Annotated in this window: 14 protein-coding genes; 8 read left to right on the forward strand and 6 right to left on the reverse strand. The window is 72.6% G+C overall.

The genetic code is table 11. The features are described 5' to 3' along the window. Positions 1-34: 34 nt before the first annotated feature. The 5 genes from AB0J24_RS18460 to AB0J24_RS18480 all read left to right on the forward strand — a co-directional run bounded on the left by AB0J24_RS18460 (position 35) and on the right by AB0J24_RS18480 (position 6641). Positions 35-1402, forward strand: a complete 1368-nt coding sequence (locus tag AB0J24_RS18460; RefSeq protein WP_358682833.1) for an acetyl-CoA C-acetyltransferase — start codon at positions 35-37, stop codon at positions 1400-1402. Next, positions 1399-2766, forward strand: coding sequence for a 3-oxoacyl-ACP reductase (locus tag AB0J24_RS18465; RefSeq protein WP_358682835.1), 1368 nt, complete (start codon positions 1399-1401; stop codon positions 2764-2766). Before AB0J24_RS18460 ends, AB0J24_RS18465 begins: the two co-directional genes overlap by 4 nt. A gap of 1 nt (position 2767) precedes the next feature. Continuing rightward, positions 2768-3640 (forward strand): MaoC/PaaZ C-terminal domain-containing protein, encoded by an 873-nt coding sequence (locus tag AB0J24_RS18470; protein ID WP_358682837.1) that lies wholly within the window; start codon positions 2768-2770, stop codon positions 3638-3640. Between the two features lie 288 nt (positions 3641-3928). Beyond that, positions 3929-5089, forward strand: a complete 1161-nt coding sequence (locus AB0J24_RS18475) for a pyridoxal phosphate-dependent aminotransferase (protein WP_358682839.1) — start codon at positions 3929-3931, stop codon at positions 5087-5089. A 31-nt stretch (positions 5090-5120) separates the two neighbouring features. Continuing rightward, positions 5121-6641, forward strand: coding sequence for an adenylate/guanylate cyclase domain-containing protein (locus AB0J24_RS18480; RefSeq protein ID WP_358682841.1), 1521 nt, complete (start codon positions 5121-5123; stop codon positions 6639-6641). A gap of 18 nt (positions 6642-6659) precedes the next feature. Here AB0J24_RS18480 and AB0J24_RS18485 read toward each other — a convergent pair whose 3' ends face one another. From AB0J24_RS18485 to AB0J24_RS18510, 6 genes are all read right to left on the reverse strand, one after another. Then, positions 6660-7574, reverse strand: coding sequence for an ABC transporter permease (locus AB0J24_RS18485; RefSeq protein WP_358682843.1), 915 nt, complete (start codon positions 7572-7574; stop codon positions 6660-6662). Between the two features lie 55 nt (positions 7575-7629). After that, the gene (locus tag AB0J24_RS18490) at positions 7630-9153 is read right to left on the reverse strand and encodes an ABC transporter substrate-binding protein (protein WP_358682845.1); all 1524 of its coding nucleotides are present in this window, start codon (positions 9151-9153) and stop codon (positions 7630-7632) included. 93 nt (positions 9154-9246) lie between these two features. Next, positions 9247-10236 carry an oligopeptide/dipeptide ABC transporter ATP-binding protein gene (locus AB0J24_RS18495; RefSeq protein WP_358682847.1) on the reverse strand — a complete coding sequence of 330 codons (990 nt, stop codon included), beginning with the start codon at positions 10234-10236 and terminating at the stop codon, positions 9247-9249. Continuing rightward, complete coding sequence (locus AB0J24_RS18500; protein WP_358682849.1) at positions 10229-11269, reverse strand: ABC transporter ATP-binding protein; 1041 nt, start codon at positions 11267-11269, stop codon at positions 10229-10231. Before AB0J24_RS18500 ends, AB0J24_RS18495 begins: the two co-directional genes overlap by 8 nt. A gap of 1 nt (position 11270) precedes the next feature. Then, positions 11271-12197: an ABC transporter permease gene (locus AB0J24_RS18505; protein WP_358682851.1), complete on the reverse strand. Its 927-nt coding sequence runs from the start codon at positions 12195-12197 to the stop codon at positions 11271-11273. A gap of 94 nt (positions 12198-12291) precedes the next feature. Next, positions 12292-13887, reverse strand: a complete 1596-nt coding sequence (locus AB0J24_RS18510; protein WP_358682853.1) for an MFS transporter — start codon at positions 13885-13887, stop codon at positions 12292-12294. A 326-nt stretch (positions 13888-14213) separates the two neighbouring features. Between AB0J24_RS18510 and AB0J24_RS18515 the strand changes: the two genes are divergently transcribed. Genes AB0J24_RS18515 through AB0J24_RS18525 form a run of 3 tightly spaced genes read left to right on the forward strand, consistent with a single transcriptional unit; the run spans position 14214 to position 17986 of the window. After that, a complete protein-coding gene (locus tag AB0J24_RS18515; RefSeq protein WP_358682855.1) occupies positions 14214-15515 on the forward strand; it encodes an NtaA/DmoA family FMN-dependent monooxygenase in 1302 nt (433 codons plus the stop codon). Between the two features lie 18 nt (positions 15516-15533). After that, positions 15534-17144 (forward strand): ABC transporter substrate-binding protein, encoded by a 1611-nt coding sequence (locus AB0J24_RS18520; RefSeq protein WP_358682857.1) that lies wholly within the window; start codon positions 15534-15536, stop codon positions 17142-17144. Then, on the forward strand, positions 17141-17986 hold the full coding sequence (locus AB0J24_RS18525; RefSeq protein WP_358682859.1) for an alpha/beta fold hydrolase: 846 nt from the start codon (positions 17141-17143) through the stop codon (positions 17984-17986). The genes AB0J24_RS18520 and AB0J24_RS18525 overlap by 4 nt, the downstream gene beginning before the upstream one ends.

The raw sequence follows: 17986 nt of genomic DNA on the forward strand, positions 1-17986 counted from the left end.
GCACACCCGGTCCTACCCCAGGAGGGACGACCCCATGCCAGCCAGCACCCGGCGCGCCGCCGTCATCGGTGGCAACCGGATCCCGTTCGCACGGGCCAATCGCGCGTACGCCGGCGCGTCCAACCTCGACATGCTCACCACGACCCTGGACGGCCTGGTGGCCCGGTTCGGGCTGGCGGGTGAGCGGCTCGGCGAGGTCGTGGCCGGGGCGGTGCTCAAGCACTCGCGCGACTTCAACCTGACCCGGGAGGCGGTCCTGGGCTCCCGGCTGAGCCCGGCGACCCCCGCCTACGACGTGCAGCAGGCCTGCGGCACCGGCCTGGAGGCGACGATCGCGGTCGCGAACAAGATCGCCCTCGGGCAGATCGAGTCCGGGGTGGCGGGCGGTGTGGACACCGCGTCGGACGCCCCGATCGCCCTGAACGACGACCTGCGCCGGGTCCTGGTGAAGCTCAACGCGGCGCGCACCACGCTGGACCGGCTGAAGCTGGTGGGGCAGTTGCGGCCGGGGCAGATCGTTCCGGAGATCCCGCAGAACTCCGAGCCGCGGACCGGGTTGTCGATGGGCGAGCACGCCGCCCGCACCGCGCTGGAGTGGGGCATCGGCCGTGCCGAGCAGGACGAGCTGACCGTGCGCAGCCATCGCAACCTGGCGGCCGCCTACGAGCGCGGGTTCTTCGACGATCTCCTCACCCCGTACCTGAAGCTGACCCGCGACGACAACCTGCGCCCGGATTCCTCGGTGGACAAGCTCGCGAAGCTGAAGCCGGTGTTCGGGAAGGGCCCGGACGCCACCATGACGGCCGGCAACTCCACACCGCTGACCGACGGCGCCGCGCTGGTGCTGCTCGGTTCGGACGAGTGGGCGGCGCAGCACCGGCTGCCGGTGCTGGCGCACGTCGTGGACGCGGAGACCGCGGGCGTCGACTACGTGCACGGAGGCGGAGCCGGCGGAGCCGACCATCGGCACGGAGGCGGAGCCGGCGGAGCCGACCATCGGCACGGAAAGGACGGTCTGCTCACCGCGCCGGTGTTCGCCGTCCCGCGGCTGCTGGAACGCAACGGGCTGTCCCTGCAGGACTTCGACCTGTACGAGATCCACGAGGCGTTCGCCTCGGTGGTGCTCGTGCAGCGCAAGGCCTGGGAGGATGCCCGGTTCTGCAAGGAGCGCCTCGGCCGGGACACTCCGCTGGGCCCGATCGACGACGACCGGCTCAACGTCGCGGGCTCCTCGCTGGCGGCCGGGCACCCGTTCGCGGCGACCGGCGGGCGGATCGTCGCGACCCTGGCGAAGCTGTTGCGGGAGAAGGCCGACGCCGAGGGCCGCGACCAGCGCGGCCTGATCTCGATCTGCGCCGCGGGCGGCCAGGGCGTCGTCGCGATCCTGGAGGCGAAGAAGTGAGCGACCTGCTGGCGACCCTGTCCAACACCGGCATCGCGAAGCAGCTGGGCGTGCCGAGGGTGCCGGTGCTGCGCCGGCACCGGCCGGGTGACCCGCTGCTCGCCGGCCCGGTCCTGGTGGCGTCCGTGGGCGGGTCCGGTGGCCGGTTCGCCGAGGCGGTCGCCGCGCTGGTCGAGGAGAGCGGCCGGCCGGCTCTCGGTGAGGTGGGCGAGGAGAAGCTGCACGGCGTGGTCGTCGACCTGTCCGGGGCGCGCACGCTGGCTGATCTCGCCGCGGCACAGCAGATCCTGACCCCGGCGGTGCGCAAGCTGGGTCCGTCGGGCCGGTTGCTGCTGATCGGTGCCGAGCCGGCGGAGGCGTTCGAGGCCGGGGGTGCCGAGGCGGCCGCGGTGGCCCAGGCGCTGGACGGGTTGGTCCGGTCGGTGGCCAAGGAGCTGCGCGCCGGGGCCACCGCGAACCTGCTGGTGGTCGCGGCGGAGGCGGCGCCGGTCGCGATCGACTCGTCGGTGCGGTTCTTCCTGTCGGCCCGCTCGGCCTACGTCGACGGCCAGGTGGTGCACGTGGCCGCCCCGGTCGGGGTGCTGCCCGAACCCGCCGAGGTGGACGACCCGCGGGGCGAGGAGCGGCCGCTCGCCGGGCGGGTCGCCGTGGTCACCGGGGCGGCACGCGGGATCGGCGCGTCGATCGCCGAGACCCTCGCCCGGGACGGTGCGACGATCGTCGCGGTCGACGTCCCGGCCGCCGGGCAGCGGCTCGCGGAGACCGCGAACCGCACCGGTGGTACCGCCCTGCAGCTCGACATCACCGCCGCGGACGCCACGGACCGGCTGCTCACGCATCTGGCCGACCGGCACGACGGTGTCGACCTGGTGGTGCACAACGCCGGCATCACCCGGGACAAGCTGCTGGCGAACATGACCGCCGACCGCTGGGACGCGGTCCTGGCGGTGAACCTGGGTGCCCAGCTGACGATCAACGACGCTCTGCTGGCCGCCGGGTCGCCGCTGCGCGAGGCGGGCCGGGTGGTCTGCGTGTCGTCGCAGTCGGGGATCGCGGGCAACCGCGGGCAGACCAACTACGCGGCGTCCAAGGCCGGGGTGATCGGGATGGTGCGCGCGCTGGCCCCGCGGTTCGCCGAGCGCGGTGCGACGATCAACGCGGTCGCGCCGGGGTTCATCGAGACCGACATGACGGCGTCGATGCCGCTGGCCACCCGGGAGGGCGGCCGCCGGATCAACTCGCTGCGCCAGGGCGGGTTGCCGGTCGACGTCGCCGAGACGATCGGCTGGCTCGGCCGAGCCGAGTCCGGCGGGCTGAACGGGCAGGTCGTGCGGGTCTGCGGCCAGTCCATGCTGGGGGCCTGAGATGGCGGGCGACACGGTCGTGACCGAGCTGTCCGGGCCGCCCGCGCTGGGCCCGCTCTACGCCGCCGCCGCGGTGCGGGCGGCACTGCCCGGGCGGGCCCGCACCGTGGCGGACCGGGCGCTGGTGCGCCGCGGGGTCGTCGTCGATCCGGCGCACCTGGTCGACTACGCGCGGGTCTGCGGGTTCCGGGTCGGCGACGCGCTGCCGGTGACCTACCCGCACGTGCTGGCCTTCCCGTTGCAGGTCGCGCTGATGGCCGCGCGGTCGTTCCCGTTGCCGCTGCCCGGCCTGGTGCACCTGGCCAACCGGATCACGGTGCACCGGCCGGTTGCGGTGTCGGAGGCACTGGACGTGCGGGTGCACGCCGAGCATCTCGCCGCGCACCCGAAGGGCGCGCGGGTCGACCTGGTCGCGGTGGTGTCCGCGGCCGGGGAGCCGGTGTGGGAGGGGCGCTCGACCTACCTGTCCCGCGGGGCGCGGGCGCCGTCCGGGGAGCCGGGCCCGGAGCTCCCCGAGCCGGAGGTGCCGACCGGCCCGGCCGCCGCGCGGTGGCGGGTGCCGGGCGACACCGGGCGCCGCTACGCGGCCGTCTCCGGTGACGTGAACCCGATCCACCTGTACCCGCTCACCGCGAGGGCGATGGGCTTCCCGCGGGCGATCGCGCACGGCATGTGGACGGCGGCGCGGGTGGCCGCGGCGTTGGAGGGCAGGCTCCCGGACGCACTCACCTACGACGTCGGGTTCCGCAGGCCGCTGCTGCTCCCGTCGGCCGCGGAGCTGGTGACCGCCCGCGACGGAGATGCGTGGCGGTTCGCGGTCCGCGGCGTCAAGAAGCCGGAAAAGATCCATCTGGCGGGCCGGATCGGCGGGTAGGCAGGGTCTCGCCCGGCCAGGTGGGCAGGTCGCGCCCACCCGGCCGGGTGGATCTGGATCGGTCCACGAGCCGGTACAGCAACCGAACCCCGGTGACGTGCGTCCATCACCACGTCCACCATTCGTCATCCGAGTCTCGCCAGGAGGACATGATGAACACGGTCACCGACGCCGCCGGCACCGTCACGAGGACCGACGTCGAGGACGTCGAGGACGAGGTGAACATCGTCCGCGGGTTGGACTGACCGCCCGGCCGGCCCGGGCCGCGCCGGTCCTACTGTGGGAGCCATGCTGGTCGAGCGCATGCGCCCGTTCACCTCCACGATCTTCACCGAGATCTCCCGGCTCGCCGCGCGGACCGGTGCGATCAACCTCGGCCAGGGCTTCCCGGACACCGACGGCCCGGCGTCGCTGCTCGCCGGGGCCGCCGCGAACATCACCGAGCGCGGGCTCAACCAGTACCCGCCGGGCCCCGGTGTCCCGGCCCTGCGCGAGGCGGTCGCCGAGCACCAGCGTCGATTCTACGGCCTCGACGTGGACCCGGACGACGTGCTGGTGACCACCGGTGCGACCGAGGCGATCGCGGCGAGCCTGCTCGGGCTCTGCGGACCGGGGGACGAGGTGATCGCCTTCGAGCCGAACTACGACTCCTACGCCGCGACCGTCGCGCTCGCCGGCGCGACCCTGCGCCCGGTCCCGCTGCGCGCCCCCGACTTCGGCTTCGACGACGACGAGCTGGCCGCCGCGTTCTCCGGGCGCACGCGGGTCGTGCTGGTCAACACCCCGCACAACCCGACGGGGGCGGTGTTCACCTCGGCGCAGCTGACCCGGATCGGCGAGCTCGCCGTCGCGCACGACGCGGTGATCGTCACCGACGAGGTCTACGAGCACATGACCTTCGACGACGCCCGGCACGTCCCGATGGCCACCCTGCCCGGGCTCGCCGACCGGACGCTGACGATCTCCTCGGCGGGCAAGACGTTCTCGGTGACCGGTTGGAAGGTCGGCTGGGTGCACGGCCCGCCCGAGCTGGTCGGCGCGGCCCGTGCGGTGAAACAGTTCCTCACCTTCCACGGCGGGGCCCCGCTGCAGCCCGCGGTCGCCGAGGCGCTCGCCCTCGGTGACGACTTCTACGCCGGGATCACGGCTGATCTGACGCGCAAGCGCGATCTGCTCTCGGCGGGCCTGCGGGCCGCCGGGTTCGACATGCTCACCCCGCGCGGCACCTACTTCGTGGTCGCCGACCCGCGCCCGCTCGGCCACGACGACGGCGTCGAGCTGGCCTGGGAGCTGCCCGAGCGCTGCGGGGTGGCGGCGGTGCCGGTGTCGGTGTTCTGTGCGTCCGAGGCGGGGGCGGCGGCGACCAGGCCGCTGGTCCGGTTCGCCTTCTGCAAGCGTGACGACGTGCTGGTCGAGGCCGCCGAACGACTCGCCACCCTGCGGACCTGAGCGGGTCACCCTTTCGGCCTAGACTCCGGCCATGACGGATCAGCGGACCGCGCGACCGGGACGCCCGGTCGTCGGTCTCCCGGTGCGGGCGCTGCTCGCGCTGGTGGTCGTCGCGGCGAACGTCGGCGGCGCCGGCGTGGTGCTGGTGATCTCGGCGTTCGTGCTCCCCCGCGAGGAGCTGCTCGACGCCGCCGAGATCCGGCTGGTGAACCTGGCCGTCCTGGGCGCGTACCTGTTCGTCAGCGTCCCGATCGGGATCTGGTTCGGCAGCCGGAAGCTGACCCTGCCGCGCCGGGTCACCGATCTCGCCCAGGCCGAGCGCAGGTTGGTGCTGCGTGGTCCGGCCCGGATCACCTGGATGATCGCGTTCCTCTGGCTGCTGGCCGCGGTGCTGTTCTGCCTGCTGAACCTGCGGTACTCGGGGCGGCTGGCGTTCTCGGTGACGGCGGCCGTCGCGATCGGCGGGGTCACCACCTGCGCACTGTGCTACCTGTTGGTCGAGCGGATGCTGCGGCGGGCCGCGGCCCGGGTGCTGTCCGGTCGCCCTCCGCAGCGTCGGCGCCTGGTGACCGGGGTGATGCTGCGTTCGGTCGGCTTCTGGGTGCTGGGCACCGCGGTACCGCTCTGCGGGATGATGCTGGCCGGGTTGCTCGCGCTGGTGTACCGGGACTCCTCGTCGACCCAGCTGGCGGTGACGATGCTGGTTCTGGGGGGTACCGCGATCGGCACCGGCCTGCTCACGGCGGTCGGTGCGGCGCGGGCCATCGCCGATCCGGTGCTGTCGGTGCGGCGGGCGCTGGCCCGGATCCAGGACGGTGATCTCGACGTCCGCGTCCCGGTCTACGACAACACCGAGCTCGGGCAGCTCCAGGCCGGGACGAACGGCATGGTCGAGGGGTTGCGCGAGCGGGAGCGGATCCGGGACCTGTTCGGCCGGCACGTGGGGCGCGACGTCGCGGAGGTCGCGGCGGCCCGGGGTGACGAGATCCGGCTCGGTGGTGAGCTGCGCCCGGTGGCGGTGCTGTTCGTCGACCTCGTCGGCTCGACGGCGATGGCGGCCAGGCGGCCCCCGGAGGAGGTGGTCGCGCTGCTCAACCGGTTCTTCGGTGTCGTGGTCGAGTGCGTCGAGCAGGCCGGTGGCTGGATCAACAAGTTCGAGGGCGACGCCGCGCTGGCCGTCTTCGGTGCCCCGCTGGAGCTGGACGACGCCCCCGGTGCCTCCCTGTCGGCGGCCCGCTGCCTGGGCAGGCGGCTCGCCGCCGAGATGCCGGAGATCGAGGCCGGGATCGGGGTCTCCGCCGGGGACGCGGTCGCGGGCAACATCGGGGACCCGCGCCGCTACGAGTACACCGTGATCGGTGACCCGGTGAACGAAGCGGCCCGGCTCACCGAGCTGGCGAAGACCGTGCCCGGCCGGGTGCTGGCGGCGACCAGGGCCGTCGACGCGGCCGGCCGCGAGGCCCGGCACTGGCGGGCGGGCACGGAGGTCACGCTGCGCGGCCGGGACGCGCCCACACCCGTCCACACCCCGGTCGGGGTCGCCCCCGGTTGATCCCCGCCCGCCGGCGGGTCACAGGCGGATGCGGGGATCGAGCTTCGCGCTGATCAGGTCGGCCAGCAGGTTGATCACCACGAAGACCACGGCCATGGCGATCACGCCGGCCTGGATCACCGGGAAGTCGCGCTGGGTCACCGCCTCGACGACGGTGTAGGCGACCCCGGGCCAGCTGAACACCGACTCCACGAGCACCGAGCCCACCACCAGGTAGCCCAGGTTGATGGCGACGGTCGTCACGAACGGGGGCATGACGTTCGGCAGGGCCTCGCGCAGGATGGTGTAGCGCCGTGACGCCCCCTTCGCCGCGGCGGTCCGCAGGTAGTCCTGACCTTCCTCACCACCGAACGAGCTGCGCAGGATCCGCAGGTAGAGGGCGAGGGTCATGGAGCTCAGGGTGAGCACGGGCAGGACGTAGGTGGCCGGCCCGTCCCGGCCGATGAAGGGCAGCCACTGCAGGTGGACCCCGAACACGAGGACCAGCAGCAGCCCGAACACGAACACCGGGACGGCCTCGCGCAACAGGGCCAGCGCGAGGATCGCGCTGCGCAGCCGCTCGGACCGGCTCAGCTCCACGACCAGGCCGAGGCCCAGCGCCAGCACCAGCGAGACGAGCAGCGAGATGCCGGCCAGCGACAGTGTGGCCGGCATGCGGTCCAGCACCACGTCGAACGCGGGCCCGCCGCCGCGCAGCGACTCGCCGAAGTCGAGCCGGGACACGTCGGCCAGGTACTGCACGAACTGGGTGAGCAGCGGGCGGTCCAGCCCGAGCGCCTGGCGGAACTCGGCGGCGTCCTCGGCGGTGGCGGTGGCGGGGAGCAGCAGTGCGGTGGGGTCGCCCGCGATCCGGGCGAGCACGAACGTCAGTGCGACGACCACGAAGACCGTCAGCACGGCCTGGGCACATCGGCCTGCGAGGTAGCGGAGCACGGGCACCTCCGGGAAGGGCCGGGCCCGGAGCAGCTCCGGGCCCGGCTGCGGACTACTACTTCCAGGTCACGAAGATGGGGTTGAACGGGTTGGGCACCAGCGGGATGCCTTCGGCGACGCCGTACATCGCGTTCGGCACCAGCAGCGGCGCGTAGTACCGGTTCTCGTCGATGACCTGCCGCTCCAGCTCGGCGAGCACCGCGAGGCGCTCGTCGCCGGTGGTCTCGCGGGACCGGTCGACGGTGTCGAAGACCTGCGGGTCGTCGAACAGGGCGCGGGTGCCGCGGGCGTAGAGGCTGGAGACGATCGTGTCGGCGTCGGTGCCGTTCTTGTACTGCATCATGTACATCCCGGTCAGCTGCTGACCCGCCCACTGCTGCAGGAAGGTCGAGTAGTCGATCGGGGTGGGCTGCACGGTGATCCCGATCTCGGACAGGTAGCTCGCCACCGCGTTGGCCATCTCGTCGGCGTTGACCAGCACCGAGGTCGGGTAGGTGAACGGGATCGGGGATCCGTCGTAGCCGGACTCGGCGAGCAGGGCCCTGGCCCGCTCGGGGTCGTAACCGGTGGGGGTGCGGGTGCTGTCGTAGCCCACCACCGGCGGGGTGATCAGCCCGGCGGCGGGGACGGCGTGGCCCTGCATGACGGTCGCGGCCAGAGCCTCCTTGTCGACGGCCAAATTGACGGCCTCCCGGAAGTTCTGATCGGTTCCCGGTCCCGATCGCAGGTCGAAGGCGATGAAGCTGACCGGCGCCCCGCCGATCTCCTCGACCCGCACACCGGGCAGCCCGGCGACCCGCTCCGCCTGGGAGGTGGGCAGTTCGGGGACGACGTTCAGGTCACCGGACTGCAGCCCGGCCACCTGGGCCTGGGCCGACGGGACCGGGGTGAAGGTGATCCCGGCCAGCGGCTGCTCCGGGCCGTGCCAGTTCTCGACCCGGGTCAGCTCGACCCCGCCACCGGCGACCGCCTCGACGAACTTGAACGGGCCCGAACCGATCGGGGCCGCCGAGAAGCCGGACGGGCCGACCTGCTCGTAGTAGGCCTTGGGCAGGATGTACTTCGCACCGATGATGGCGACCAGCGCCGAGTTGGGCCGGTTGAGGTGCAGCAGCACGGTCGCCGGGTCGGCGGCCTCGGCCCGGTCCAGGATGCCCAGGGTGCCGGCGTGCGGGTTGGACGGTTGCTGCTCCTGGGTCAGGGTGAACACGACGTCCTCGGCGGTGACCTGGGTGCCGTCGTGCCACTTCGCGTCGGGGTCGAGGTGGAACGTCCAGGTGAGCCCGTCCTCGGAGGTCTCCCAGGACTCCGCGAGCGCCGGCACCGGGCCCTCGGGGTCCTGGTTGAACACCAGCGACTGGAACATCGACGAGTAGACGGGGCCGCCCGCCGCCGTGTCCAGGATCGGGTTGATGACGGCCAGTGGCGCCGAGAGCGGCACCGTCGCCGTCGGGGGGCCGTCGGCTGCGGCGGTGTCGGCAGCACCGGAGCCGCAACCCGCCAGGGCGATGCCGGCCGCGGTGAGCACCGCGGCCCAGCGGAGCCGTCGCCGCCGGTGTCGAGAGGTCGGAACTGTCATCGGGTGTCCTCTGTGGTGTGGGGGAGGGGAGGGAAGCGAACGAGCGTGGTGTGACGGGGGGACGTTCGGTCGATGACGCGGAGGTTGCGCACCTCAGCCGGCCGGGCCGCGGAGCTCGACCAGCGAGCGGGCCTGTGGGAACGCGCAGGCCTCCCGGTGCTCGGCCGGCCCGAGCAGCACCGGCGCGGTCTCCGCGCAGCTGTCGGCGGCCCGGTAACAACGGGTGCGGTAGACGCAGCCGGACGGCGGGTTCGTCGGGTCCGCGGGTTCACCGATCGCCAACCGGCCCGGGCCCTGACCGCGGGCGGACGGATGGTCCACCGGCACGGCCGAGAGCAGGCCGTGGGTGTAGGGATGGCGGGGCGCACCGAACACGGCGTCCCCGGTGCCCTCCTCGACGACCTGGCCGAGGTACATCACCAGCAACCGGTCGGCGAGGTGGCGGACCACCGCGAGGTCGTGCGAGATGAACAGATAGGCGATCCCGAGATCGCGCTGCAGGTCCTGGAACAGGGTGAGGATCTGTGCCTGGATGGAGGCGTCCAGGGCCGACACCGGTTCGTCCAGCACCAGCAACCGGGGTTCCAGCGCCAGCGCGCGGGCGATGCTGAGCCGTTGGCGCTGCCCGCCCGACAGGGTGGCCGGGGTCCGGTCGCCGTAGCGACCGTCCAGGCCGACCCGGGCGAGCAGCTCGTCGACCCGGCCGCGTTCGGCACGCCCGTACCTGCCCTGCACCCGCAGCGGCTCGGCGACGATGTCCCGGCAGGTCATCCGCGGGTCGAGCGCGCTCCAGCTGTCCTGGAAGACCATCTGGACCAGGGGGCGCAGCGGTCGCATCCGCCGGGTCGAGTACCGCGTCACGTCCACGCCGTCGTAGATCACCCGGCCGGAGGTCGGCTGCATGAGCCGGGCGACCAGCCGGGCCGTGGTCGACTTGCCGCAACCGGACTCGCCGACGACGGCGAGGGTCTCACCCTGGCGGACCGTGAACGACACCCCGCGCACGGCCCGGGTCACCGGCCCGCGGCCGCGCCGGAAGTCCTTGGTGAGGTCCTGCACCTCGAGGATCTCCGACTCAGCCATGCAGCACCTCCCACCGGTGGCAGGCCGAGGCGTGCGCGTCGCCGACCGGTCGCAGCTCGGGCCGATCGGTGGTGCAGACGGTCTCGGTGTGCGCGCAGCGGGGGTGGAAGGCACATCCGGTGGGCCGGTCGACGAGCAGCGGTGGCGCGCCGCCGATCCCGGTCAGCCGTTCCATCCGGGTGCCCAGCCGGGGGAGCGAGGCGCGCAGTCCCGCCGTGTACGGGTGCGCGACGTGGTCGATGACGTCGGCGACCGGCCCGATCTCGACGATCCGCCCGGCGTACATGACCGCCACCCGGTCGGCGACCTCGGCGAGGACCCCGAGATCGTGGGTCACGACCACCACGCTCGCGCCGCGTTCGCGGGCCGCGAGCAGCAGGTCCAGTACCTGGGCCTGCACGGTCACGTCCAGTGCGGTCGTGGGTTCGTCGGCGATGACCAGGCCGGGGGCGTTGATGAGCGCCATCGCGATCGCGACCCGTTGCTGCAACCCGCCGGAGAGCTCGTGCGCGTACTGGCCCAGCCGCATCTGCGGGGCCGGTACACCGACGTCGGCGAGCGCGTCACGGGAGCGTTCGCGGATCTCGGCCCGCGACACCGTCCGGTCGTGCAGCCGGATGGCGTCGGCGAGCTGGGCACCGACCGTGCGGACCGGGTTCAGCGCGGTCATCGGGTTCTGGAACACCATTCCGACGTCCTTGCCCCGGATCCGGCGCAGGGTGGACTCGTCGGCGGAGATCAGTTCGGTGTCGCCGAGCCGGGCGCTGCCCTCGATCCGGGCGCTGTCGGATCGGGTCAGGCCCATGATGCTGGAGAGGGTGACGCTCTTGCCCGAGCCGGACTCGCCGACCAGACCGAGGATCTCCCGGTCCCGGACGTCGAAGGACACCCCGTCGACGGCGGCGCGCGGACCGACCGGGGTGTCGAAGAGCACGGTGAGATCGGAGACCGACAGCAGGTTCTTGGACGCCGACGAGGACGACGAGATCCCGGTCCCGGGCTCGGTGGTGGTGGCAGGGGGCGCAGCGGTCATCTCAGGCTCCTGGCAGGACGGTGGACTCCGCTCCGCGGCGACGGCCGGGGCGGAACTCGGCGGTGAAGGGACGGGTACCGAGGTTGATCGCGAGGACCAGCACCACCAGGGCGATGCTGGGCACGATCAGCAGCCGGGGATCGGTGACGATGTAGTCCTGGGCCTGCTCGATCATCAGGCCCCAGCTCGTCTGCGGCGGCTGGACGCCGAGCCCGAGGTAGCTCAGCCCGGCCTCCATCACCACCACCGAGCCGAGGTCCAGGCTGGCGAGCACGACGACCGAGCTCCGCAGGTTCGGCAGGATGTGCCGTCGGACCACGGCCAGGTGGCCGGAGCCCATCATGATCGCGGCGTCGACGTAGTCCCGGCGCCGCAGCGACAGCACCTGCGTCCGCACGACCCGGGCGAAGACCACCCACCCGGTGACGCCGATGAGCAGGATCAGCAGCCACAGGCTCGACCCGAGCACCGCGACCACCGGGATCATGAACAACACCCGCGGCACCGCGAGCGACACGTCGATCATCACGACGACGAACCGGTCGATCAGCCCGCCCAGGTACCCGGCCGCGACGCCGAGGGTGACCCCGATGACCGCGCTGACCAGCACCGAACCGACGGCGATGACCAGCGAGAGCCGGGCTCCCAGCAGCAGCTGGCTCAGTGTGTCGACACCGAGGCTGTCGGTGCCGAGCAGGTGCAGGGTGCCGTCGTCGGCCCGGGCGAACATCGGCAGGTAGGCACCACCCAGGTTCTGGGTGTACGGGTCGTAGAAGGGCAGCAGCGGGGCGACGAGCGCGGCCAGCACGATCAGCGCGAGGACACCCCACGACACCGTGGCGACCGCCCCGTACCTGGTGATCGACCCGATCACCGAACGCAGCGACGTGACCCGTGCCGGAGCGGTCAGGGTGAGTGACGTGGTCAAGAAACCTCCCGCGGTGCGGTGCTGGCGGCTGCTGCGGTGGGTGACGACCCCACCGAGCGGGGTGACTGGGCGAGCACAGATCATCACCGTCTCGTTACCCCGGATCGGCGGCCGTGTGGCGGGCCTGTTGCGCAGGCGGGTGGCCGCCGCGGGGTGTCCGATCCGTGGGGGCACCGGCCACCGGACCCCCCGGGGCGGTGACGAAGGGCCGGTTGCGGGTCAACAGGACGCACACCACCAGCAGGACGGCCATCGGGATGTGGGCCACCAGGAGCACTCCGAACGACTCGGCGTAGGCCTCCTGGACCGCGGTGGCCACGGCCGGCACCAGGGCCGCCAGGTCGGGGAGATGCCCGGTGTCGAGGTCGGTGCCACCTGGCAAGGAGGTGGCGGCGGCCAGCCGCGGTTCGAGCGCGGCCGCCATCACGATCGCCATCAGCGGGCTCGCGACCGCGCCACCGGTGGTCCGCAGGAACGTCGCGGTCGACGTGGCGGCCACCAGATCGTCGGTGGGTGCGCTGTTCTGGGCGGCGACGACCAGGTTCTGCTGCAGGCAGCCGAAGCCGAAACCGATCACTCCGATGAGCACGGCCACCGCCGGCAGCGTGCCGTGGCCCACCGTCTGGGAGAGCACCGTCGTGCCGAGGGCGATCGCGGCCGCACCGGCGATCAGCCAGCCCCGGTAGCGACGGGTGACGCTGATCCGCCGACCCGCCAGCAATCCGGTCAACAGGGTGGCACCGACCAGCGGGAGCGACCACAGGCTGGACTCCAGAGCGGACAGCCCCCTGGCCACCTGCAGGTACTGGGTCAGATAGAAGCCGACGCCCATGACCAGGCCCACCACCGCGCTCGCGAGCAGCGCCGCGGCCGTCTCCAGCCGCCGGAACAACCGGCCCGCGAGCACCGGGTCCGGTGCGCGTACCTCGACGACGACGGTGACGGCGGCCAGCACGAGAGCCGTCCCGCCCAGAGCCAGACCGAGCCCCCGGTGCGCGTCGCCGGCCAGCAGCGTCACCGCCACCAGCAACACCGCGAGCGTGGCCGGGACGAGCAGGAAACCCGCGATGTCGGTGCGGCGGTGGGCCCGTGGCCGGGCCCGTACGTCGAGGCTGCGCAACAACACGGTGGCCAGCAGCGCCACCGGCACGCCCACGTAGAAGGTCCAGCGCCAGCTCAACCCCACGGCCAGCACGCCGCCGCCGATGATCGGTCCGGCCAGGGTGGCCGAGGTCTGGGCACCGGTGAAGTAGTTCAGCCACCGGCTGCGTTGCTCCCCGGGCAGGGCCAGGCCGAGCACGACCGGGCCGAGCCCGAACACCCCGCCGACCCCGACCCCCTGGATTACCCGGAGCCCGATCAGCGCCTCGGGGGTCGGTGCGGTCCCGGCGAGCGCCGAACCCAGCACGAAGATGCCGAGTGCGACGAGGATCAACCGCCGCAACGGCCAGAACTCGGCGATCTTGCCCCAGACCGGGCCGCTCGCCGCGGCCGCGAGCAGTGTCACCCCGATCATCCAGCCGTACTGGGCCTGCGTCCCGTGCAGATCGGCCAGCACGACCGGCAGCGCCGCGACGACACTGGTGCTGGAGATCCCGACCGTGGCGGTGGCGAGCAGCAGGCCCACCAGTGCCGCCCGGTCCGCCCGCCCGGTCGCCGGGACCTCCGGTCGTCTCGTCCCCTGCGTCATCACACGTCCTCGCTCTCCGGGCCCCGTGGCCCGGGGAGCCAGTCCACGCCGCCGGAGCGCGCCCTCCGCTACCGGAGGTTTGCCTCCGCGTTGCGCGGGTGAGTCCGGCGTGACGCGCGTGTTGCCGGGCCGGCGGCCCGTTCGGAGCGCTCCCTGCGCAACCTGCCCGGTGGTGACGGGAAAGCACTGATCACGGACGGCCGGTCCCGGTGGCGGCGCGGCGCAAACACCCGGGAACCGGAGTGTCCCGTCGTCGAAACCCGGCTGCCCGACGCTTCCTGGCGATCCCGGCCGGGCCGGGCATGCGTCGTCGTGAAGGAGGGTCGGTGTTCCACCTCGGCTGGTTCGTCGGACACGGGATCAGCGCCAGCGGCTGGCGCGATTTCTGGGCGGGCGACCACGGGCACACCTGGATGCGTTCCGACGTCTACCTCGATCTCGTCCGCTCGATGGAGCGGGCGGGTTTCGACTACGTCATGCTGGAGGACTCGTCGCTGATCCCGGACGTCTACCAGGGATCGACGCGCACCTATCTGCAGTACGGGATGAGTGCGCCGAAGAACGACCCGGTCACGCTGGTGCCGCTGCTGGGTTCGGCCACCCGGCACCTCGGGATCGTCGCCACCGTCACCACATCGCTGTACCCGCCGTTCCTGGCCGCCCGCATGCTGGCCTCGCTCGACCACCTCACCGAGGGCCGGGTGGGCGCGAACCTGGTCACCGCGCACAACGCCCGTGCGGCGCAGAACTACGGCCGTCCGGCACTGCTCGCTCACGACGAGCGCTACGCGATGGCCCGGGAATGGGTCGAGGTCGTCACCCGGCTCTTCGCCTCCTGGGAACCGGACGCGATGGTCGTCGACCCGCAGGAACCGATGCTGGTGGACCACACGAAGGTCCACCCGATCGACTTCGAGGGCAGCTACTTCTCCTGCCGCGGTCCGCTCAACACCGTCCCGGGTCCGCAGGGCAGGCCGGTGTTCTGCCAGGCCGGTGGGTCACCGGCGGGCCGGGAGTTCGCCGCACAGGTCGCGGACACCGTGATCGGCGGGCACAAGAGCGTCGACGCGATGCGGTCCTACCGGGCCGACATGAGCGAACGGATGACCGCCCACGGCCGGAAACCCGACGACTGCAAGGTCCTGATGACCGTGGTCCCGACGCTGGGCGAGACCGTGGAGGAGGCCCAGGAACGCAAACGTCGCCAGCAGGCGGCCGCCGGTGAGCGACTGGACCAGTTCCTGGCCGCGATGTCGTACACCACGGGTCTGGACATGGCGACGTTCGACCTGGACGCCCCGCTCGACCAGGGACTGACCACCGACGCCGCGCAGAGCGTGCTGGCCGACTACCTGCGCCTCGGACAGGGCAAGACGCTGCGCGAGATCGCCCTCGGCGGTCGCGACGCCGAGTCCTCCCCGTTCGTCGGGACGCCGGACGCGGTGGCGTCCGCGATGGGCGAGGTCATCACCGAGACCGGGGCCGACGGTTACCTGATCGCCAACCCGATCGACCGTCGCTCGGTCAGCGAGATCTGCGACGGACTCGTCCCCGCACTGCGGAAACGGGGGCTCGTGCGCACCGCGTACGAGGGCGCCACGTTCCGCGACAACCTGCTCGCCTTCTGAGGACACGGGAGTAACTCGATGCCACGCAATCGGATCACGGCGGTGCTCGCCGCCGTGGTCGTCACGGTGCTCGTCCTCGCCGGCTGCGGTGGGGGAGGCGGATCGGACGGCGGTCGCACCCTGGCGATCGCGGACAGCCTGGCGCCGGAGTCGATAGACCCCTCGACCCGGGCCGGGACCTGGGCGAACGTGCACCCGGTGCTGTACCAGACGCTGACCCGCTACCCGGCGACCGAGGCCGATCCCCGCATCATCCCGACCACCGCGGACCTCGAACCGGCGCTGGCCACGTCCTGGGAGCAGGTCGAGGACGGGGTGATCTTCACCCTGGACCCGGTCCGCAGCGCCGCCGGGAACACGCTGTCCGCCGAGGACGTGGTGTGGACCCTGCAGCGTGCTGTCGCCACCGAGGCCCCGGTCGCGACGTTCCTGATGCGGTTCGCCGGTATCGACCTGGAGAACCCCGCCGAGGCGATCGACGCCACGAACGTGCTGGTGCGGCTGACCGGGACCGGCAACCCGCAGTACGCGGCGGCGATCTTCCAGAACACCGCGATGGCGATCTTCGACTCGACCCTGGTGAAGGAGAACGTCGGCCCGGACGACCCCTGGGGAGCCACCTGGCTGGCCACCAACGGCGCCCCGTTCGGCCCCTACTCGGTGCAGGCGTTCCAGCCGGGTGAGTCGGTCACCCTCGCCGCGAACCCGAACTGGGCGGAAGCTCCGCCGTACTCCGCGGTGGTCGTCCGCGGCATCACCGACTCCGGGCAGCGGCTGCAGCTCGTCCGTTCCGGACAGGTGCAGCTCGCCATGAACATGACCTACACCGACTACACGACCGCGACCGAGGCAGGCCTGCCCGGCGCGCAGGTGCGGACCTTCCGCCAGGACGCGCTCTACCTCGATCTGAGCGATCCCGCGTTGCAGGACCCACGGGTCCGGACCGCACTGAGCATGGCCATCGACCGGGAGGCGCTGATCGCCGGTGCCTACGGCGGGGTCGCGGGCAGCGTGCCGACATCACTGTTCCCCCAGGTCTACCCGGTCGCCGAGCAGAGTCCGGTGGAGGCACTGAGCTACCAACCGGACCGGGCGCGGGAGCTGTTCGCAGAGGCCGGGGTCACCTCCCTGACCCTGCCGATGTACCTGTCGCCCACGGCATCGTCGATCTCGGCGGACGCCCAGTCGACCGCCGTGTTCCTCCGCGACCAGCTCAGCGCGGTCGGGGTGGACGTGACGATCAACAGCGTGGCCACCAGCAGCCAGTTCGACGGTGGCTTCCGGTCCGGTGACGTCGTCGAGTTCGAGTCGTGGCTCTTCACCCAGATGGCCATCGCGCCGGACGGTGCCTACTGGCTGAACCTCAACTACACGACCGACTCGATCGGCAACTACGGCGGTTTCAGCGACCCGGCCGTCGACGACCTCATCGGCCGGGCGCTCGCGGCCCCGGCCGGTGACGAGCGGTTCGCACTGGAGGCCGAGGCGGCCTCGGCGATCGCGCCGGCGATGCCCATCATCCCGCTCGCGGACGTCGCCTCCCTCGTGGTGGCCGGCGAGGACCTGGGCCGGCTCACCTTCCGCTACGGCGCCATCCAGTACCACGAGATCGGAGCGACCACCCCGTGACCGCCACCCAGCACCCCGACCTCCCCGTCCTCGAGCCCACCCCGGGCTGGGCCACCCCGATCACGTCCCGTCGTGCGCTGCTCGACACCGACTTCGGGCAGATGCACGTCCGGATGACCGGCGACCCCGACCATCCCGCGCCGCCGCTGCTGCTGGTGCACCAGACGCCGTCGTCGAGCCGGGAGTGGATGCGTGCAGCGGTCCGGCTGGGGCCGCGCCGCTGCATCGTGCCGGACCTGATGGGGCTCGGGTTCTCCGATCCCGCCCCGCACGCGATGTCGCTGTCCGACCATGCCACGGCCGTGCTGCAGGCGGTGTCGGAGCTCACCGGGGAGTGGGTGGCGATCGGCCACCACACCGGAGCGGTCGTCGCCACCGCCGTCGCGGGCGCCCAACCGGCGGCCACCACCGGGCTCGGGATCATCGGTTACCCGCTCTACGACGGTTGGCGGGTCCGCTACGAGCGGCTCTCCAACTGCACCGCCGCCCACTACGACGAGGACGCCGTCGCCGATCTCTGGCGGAGGACCGCGTCGTCCTACGCCGACGGTGTCGCCGAGGACGTGGTGCTGGAGGCCGTCTCGGACAAGCTGCTGGCCGGCGTGGTCTGGTACGGCACGTACGTGGCGCTGTGGACCTCCGACCTGGTCGAGGTGGCCCGCCGGGCGGCGGGGCGGCCGGCCGTGGTGCTGGCGCCCGAGGGCGACGGGTTGTCCCGGTTCGCTCCGCGGGTCGCCGAACTCCTCGGTGCCCGGTTGGTTCCGATGGCCGGTGGTGCGCGCATCCTCACCGACGATCCCGACGCGGTGGTCGGGGCGCTGGCCCCCCTGCTGGGGAGCTGA

Origin of the sequence: Pseudonocardia sp. NPDC049635, from assembly GCF_040659795.1 — a bacterium.
Classification (GTDB): domain Bacteria; phylum Actinomycetota; class Actinomycetes; order Mycobacteriales; family Pseudonocardiaceae; genus Pseudonocardia.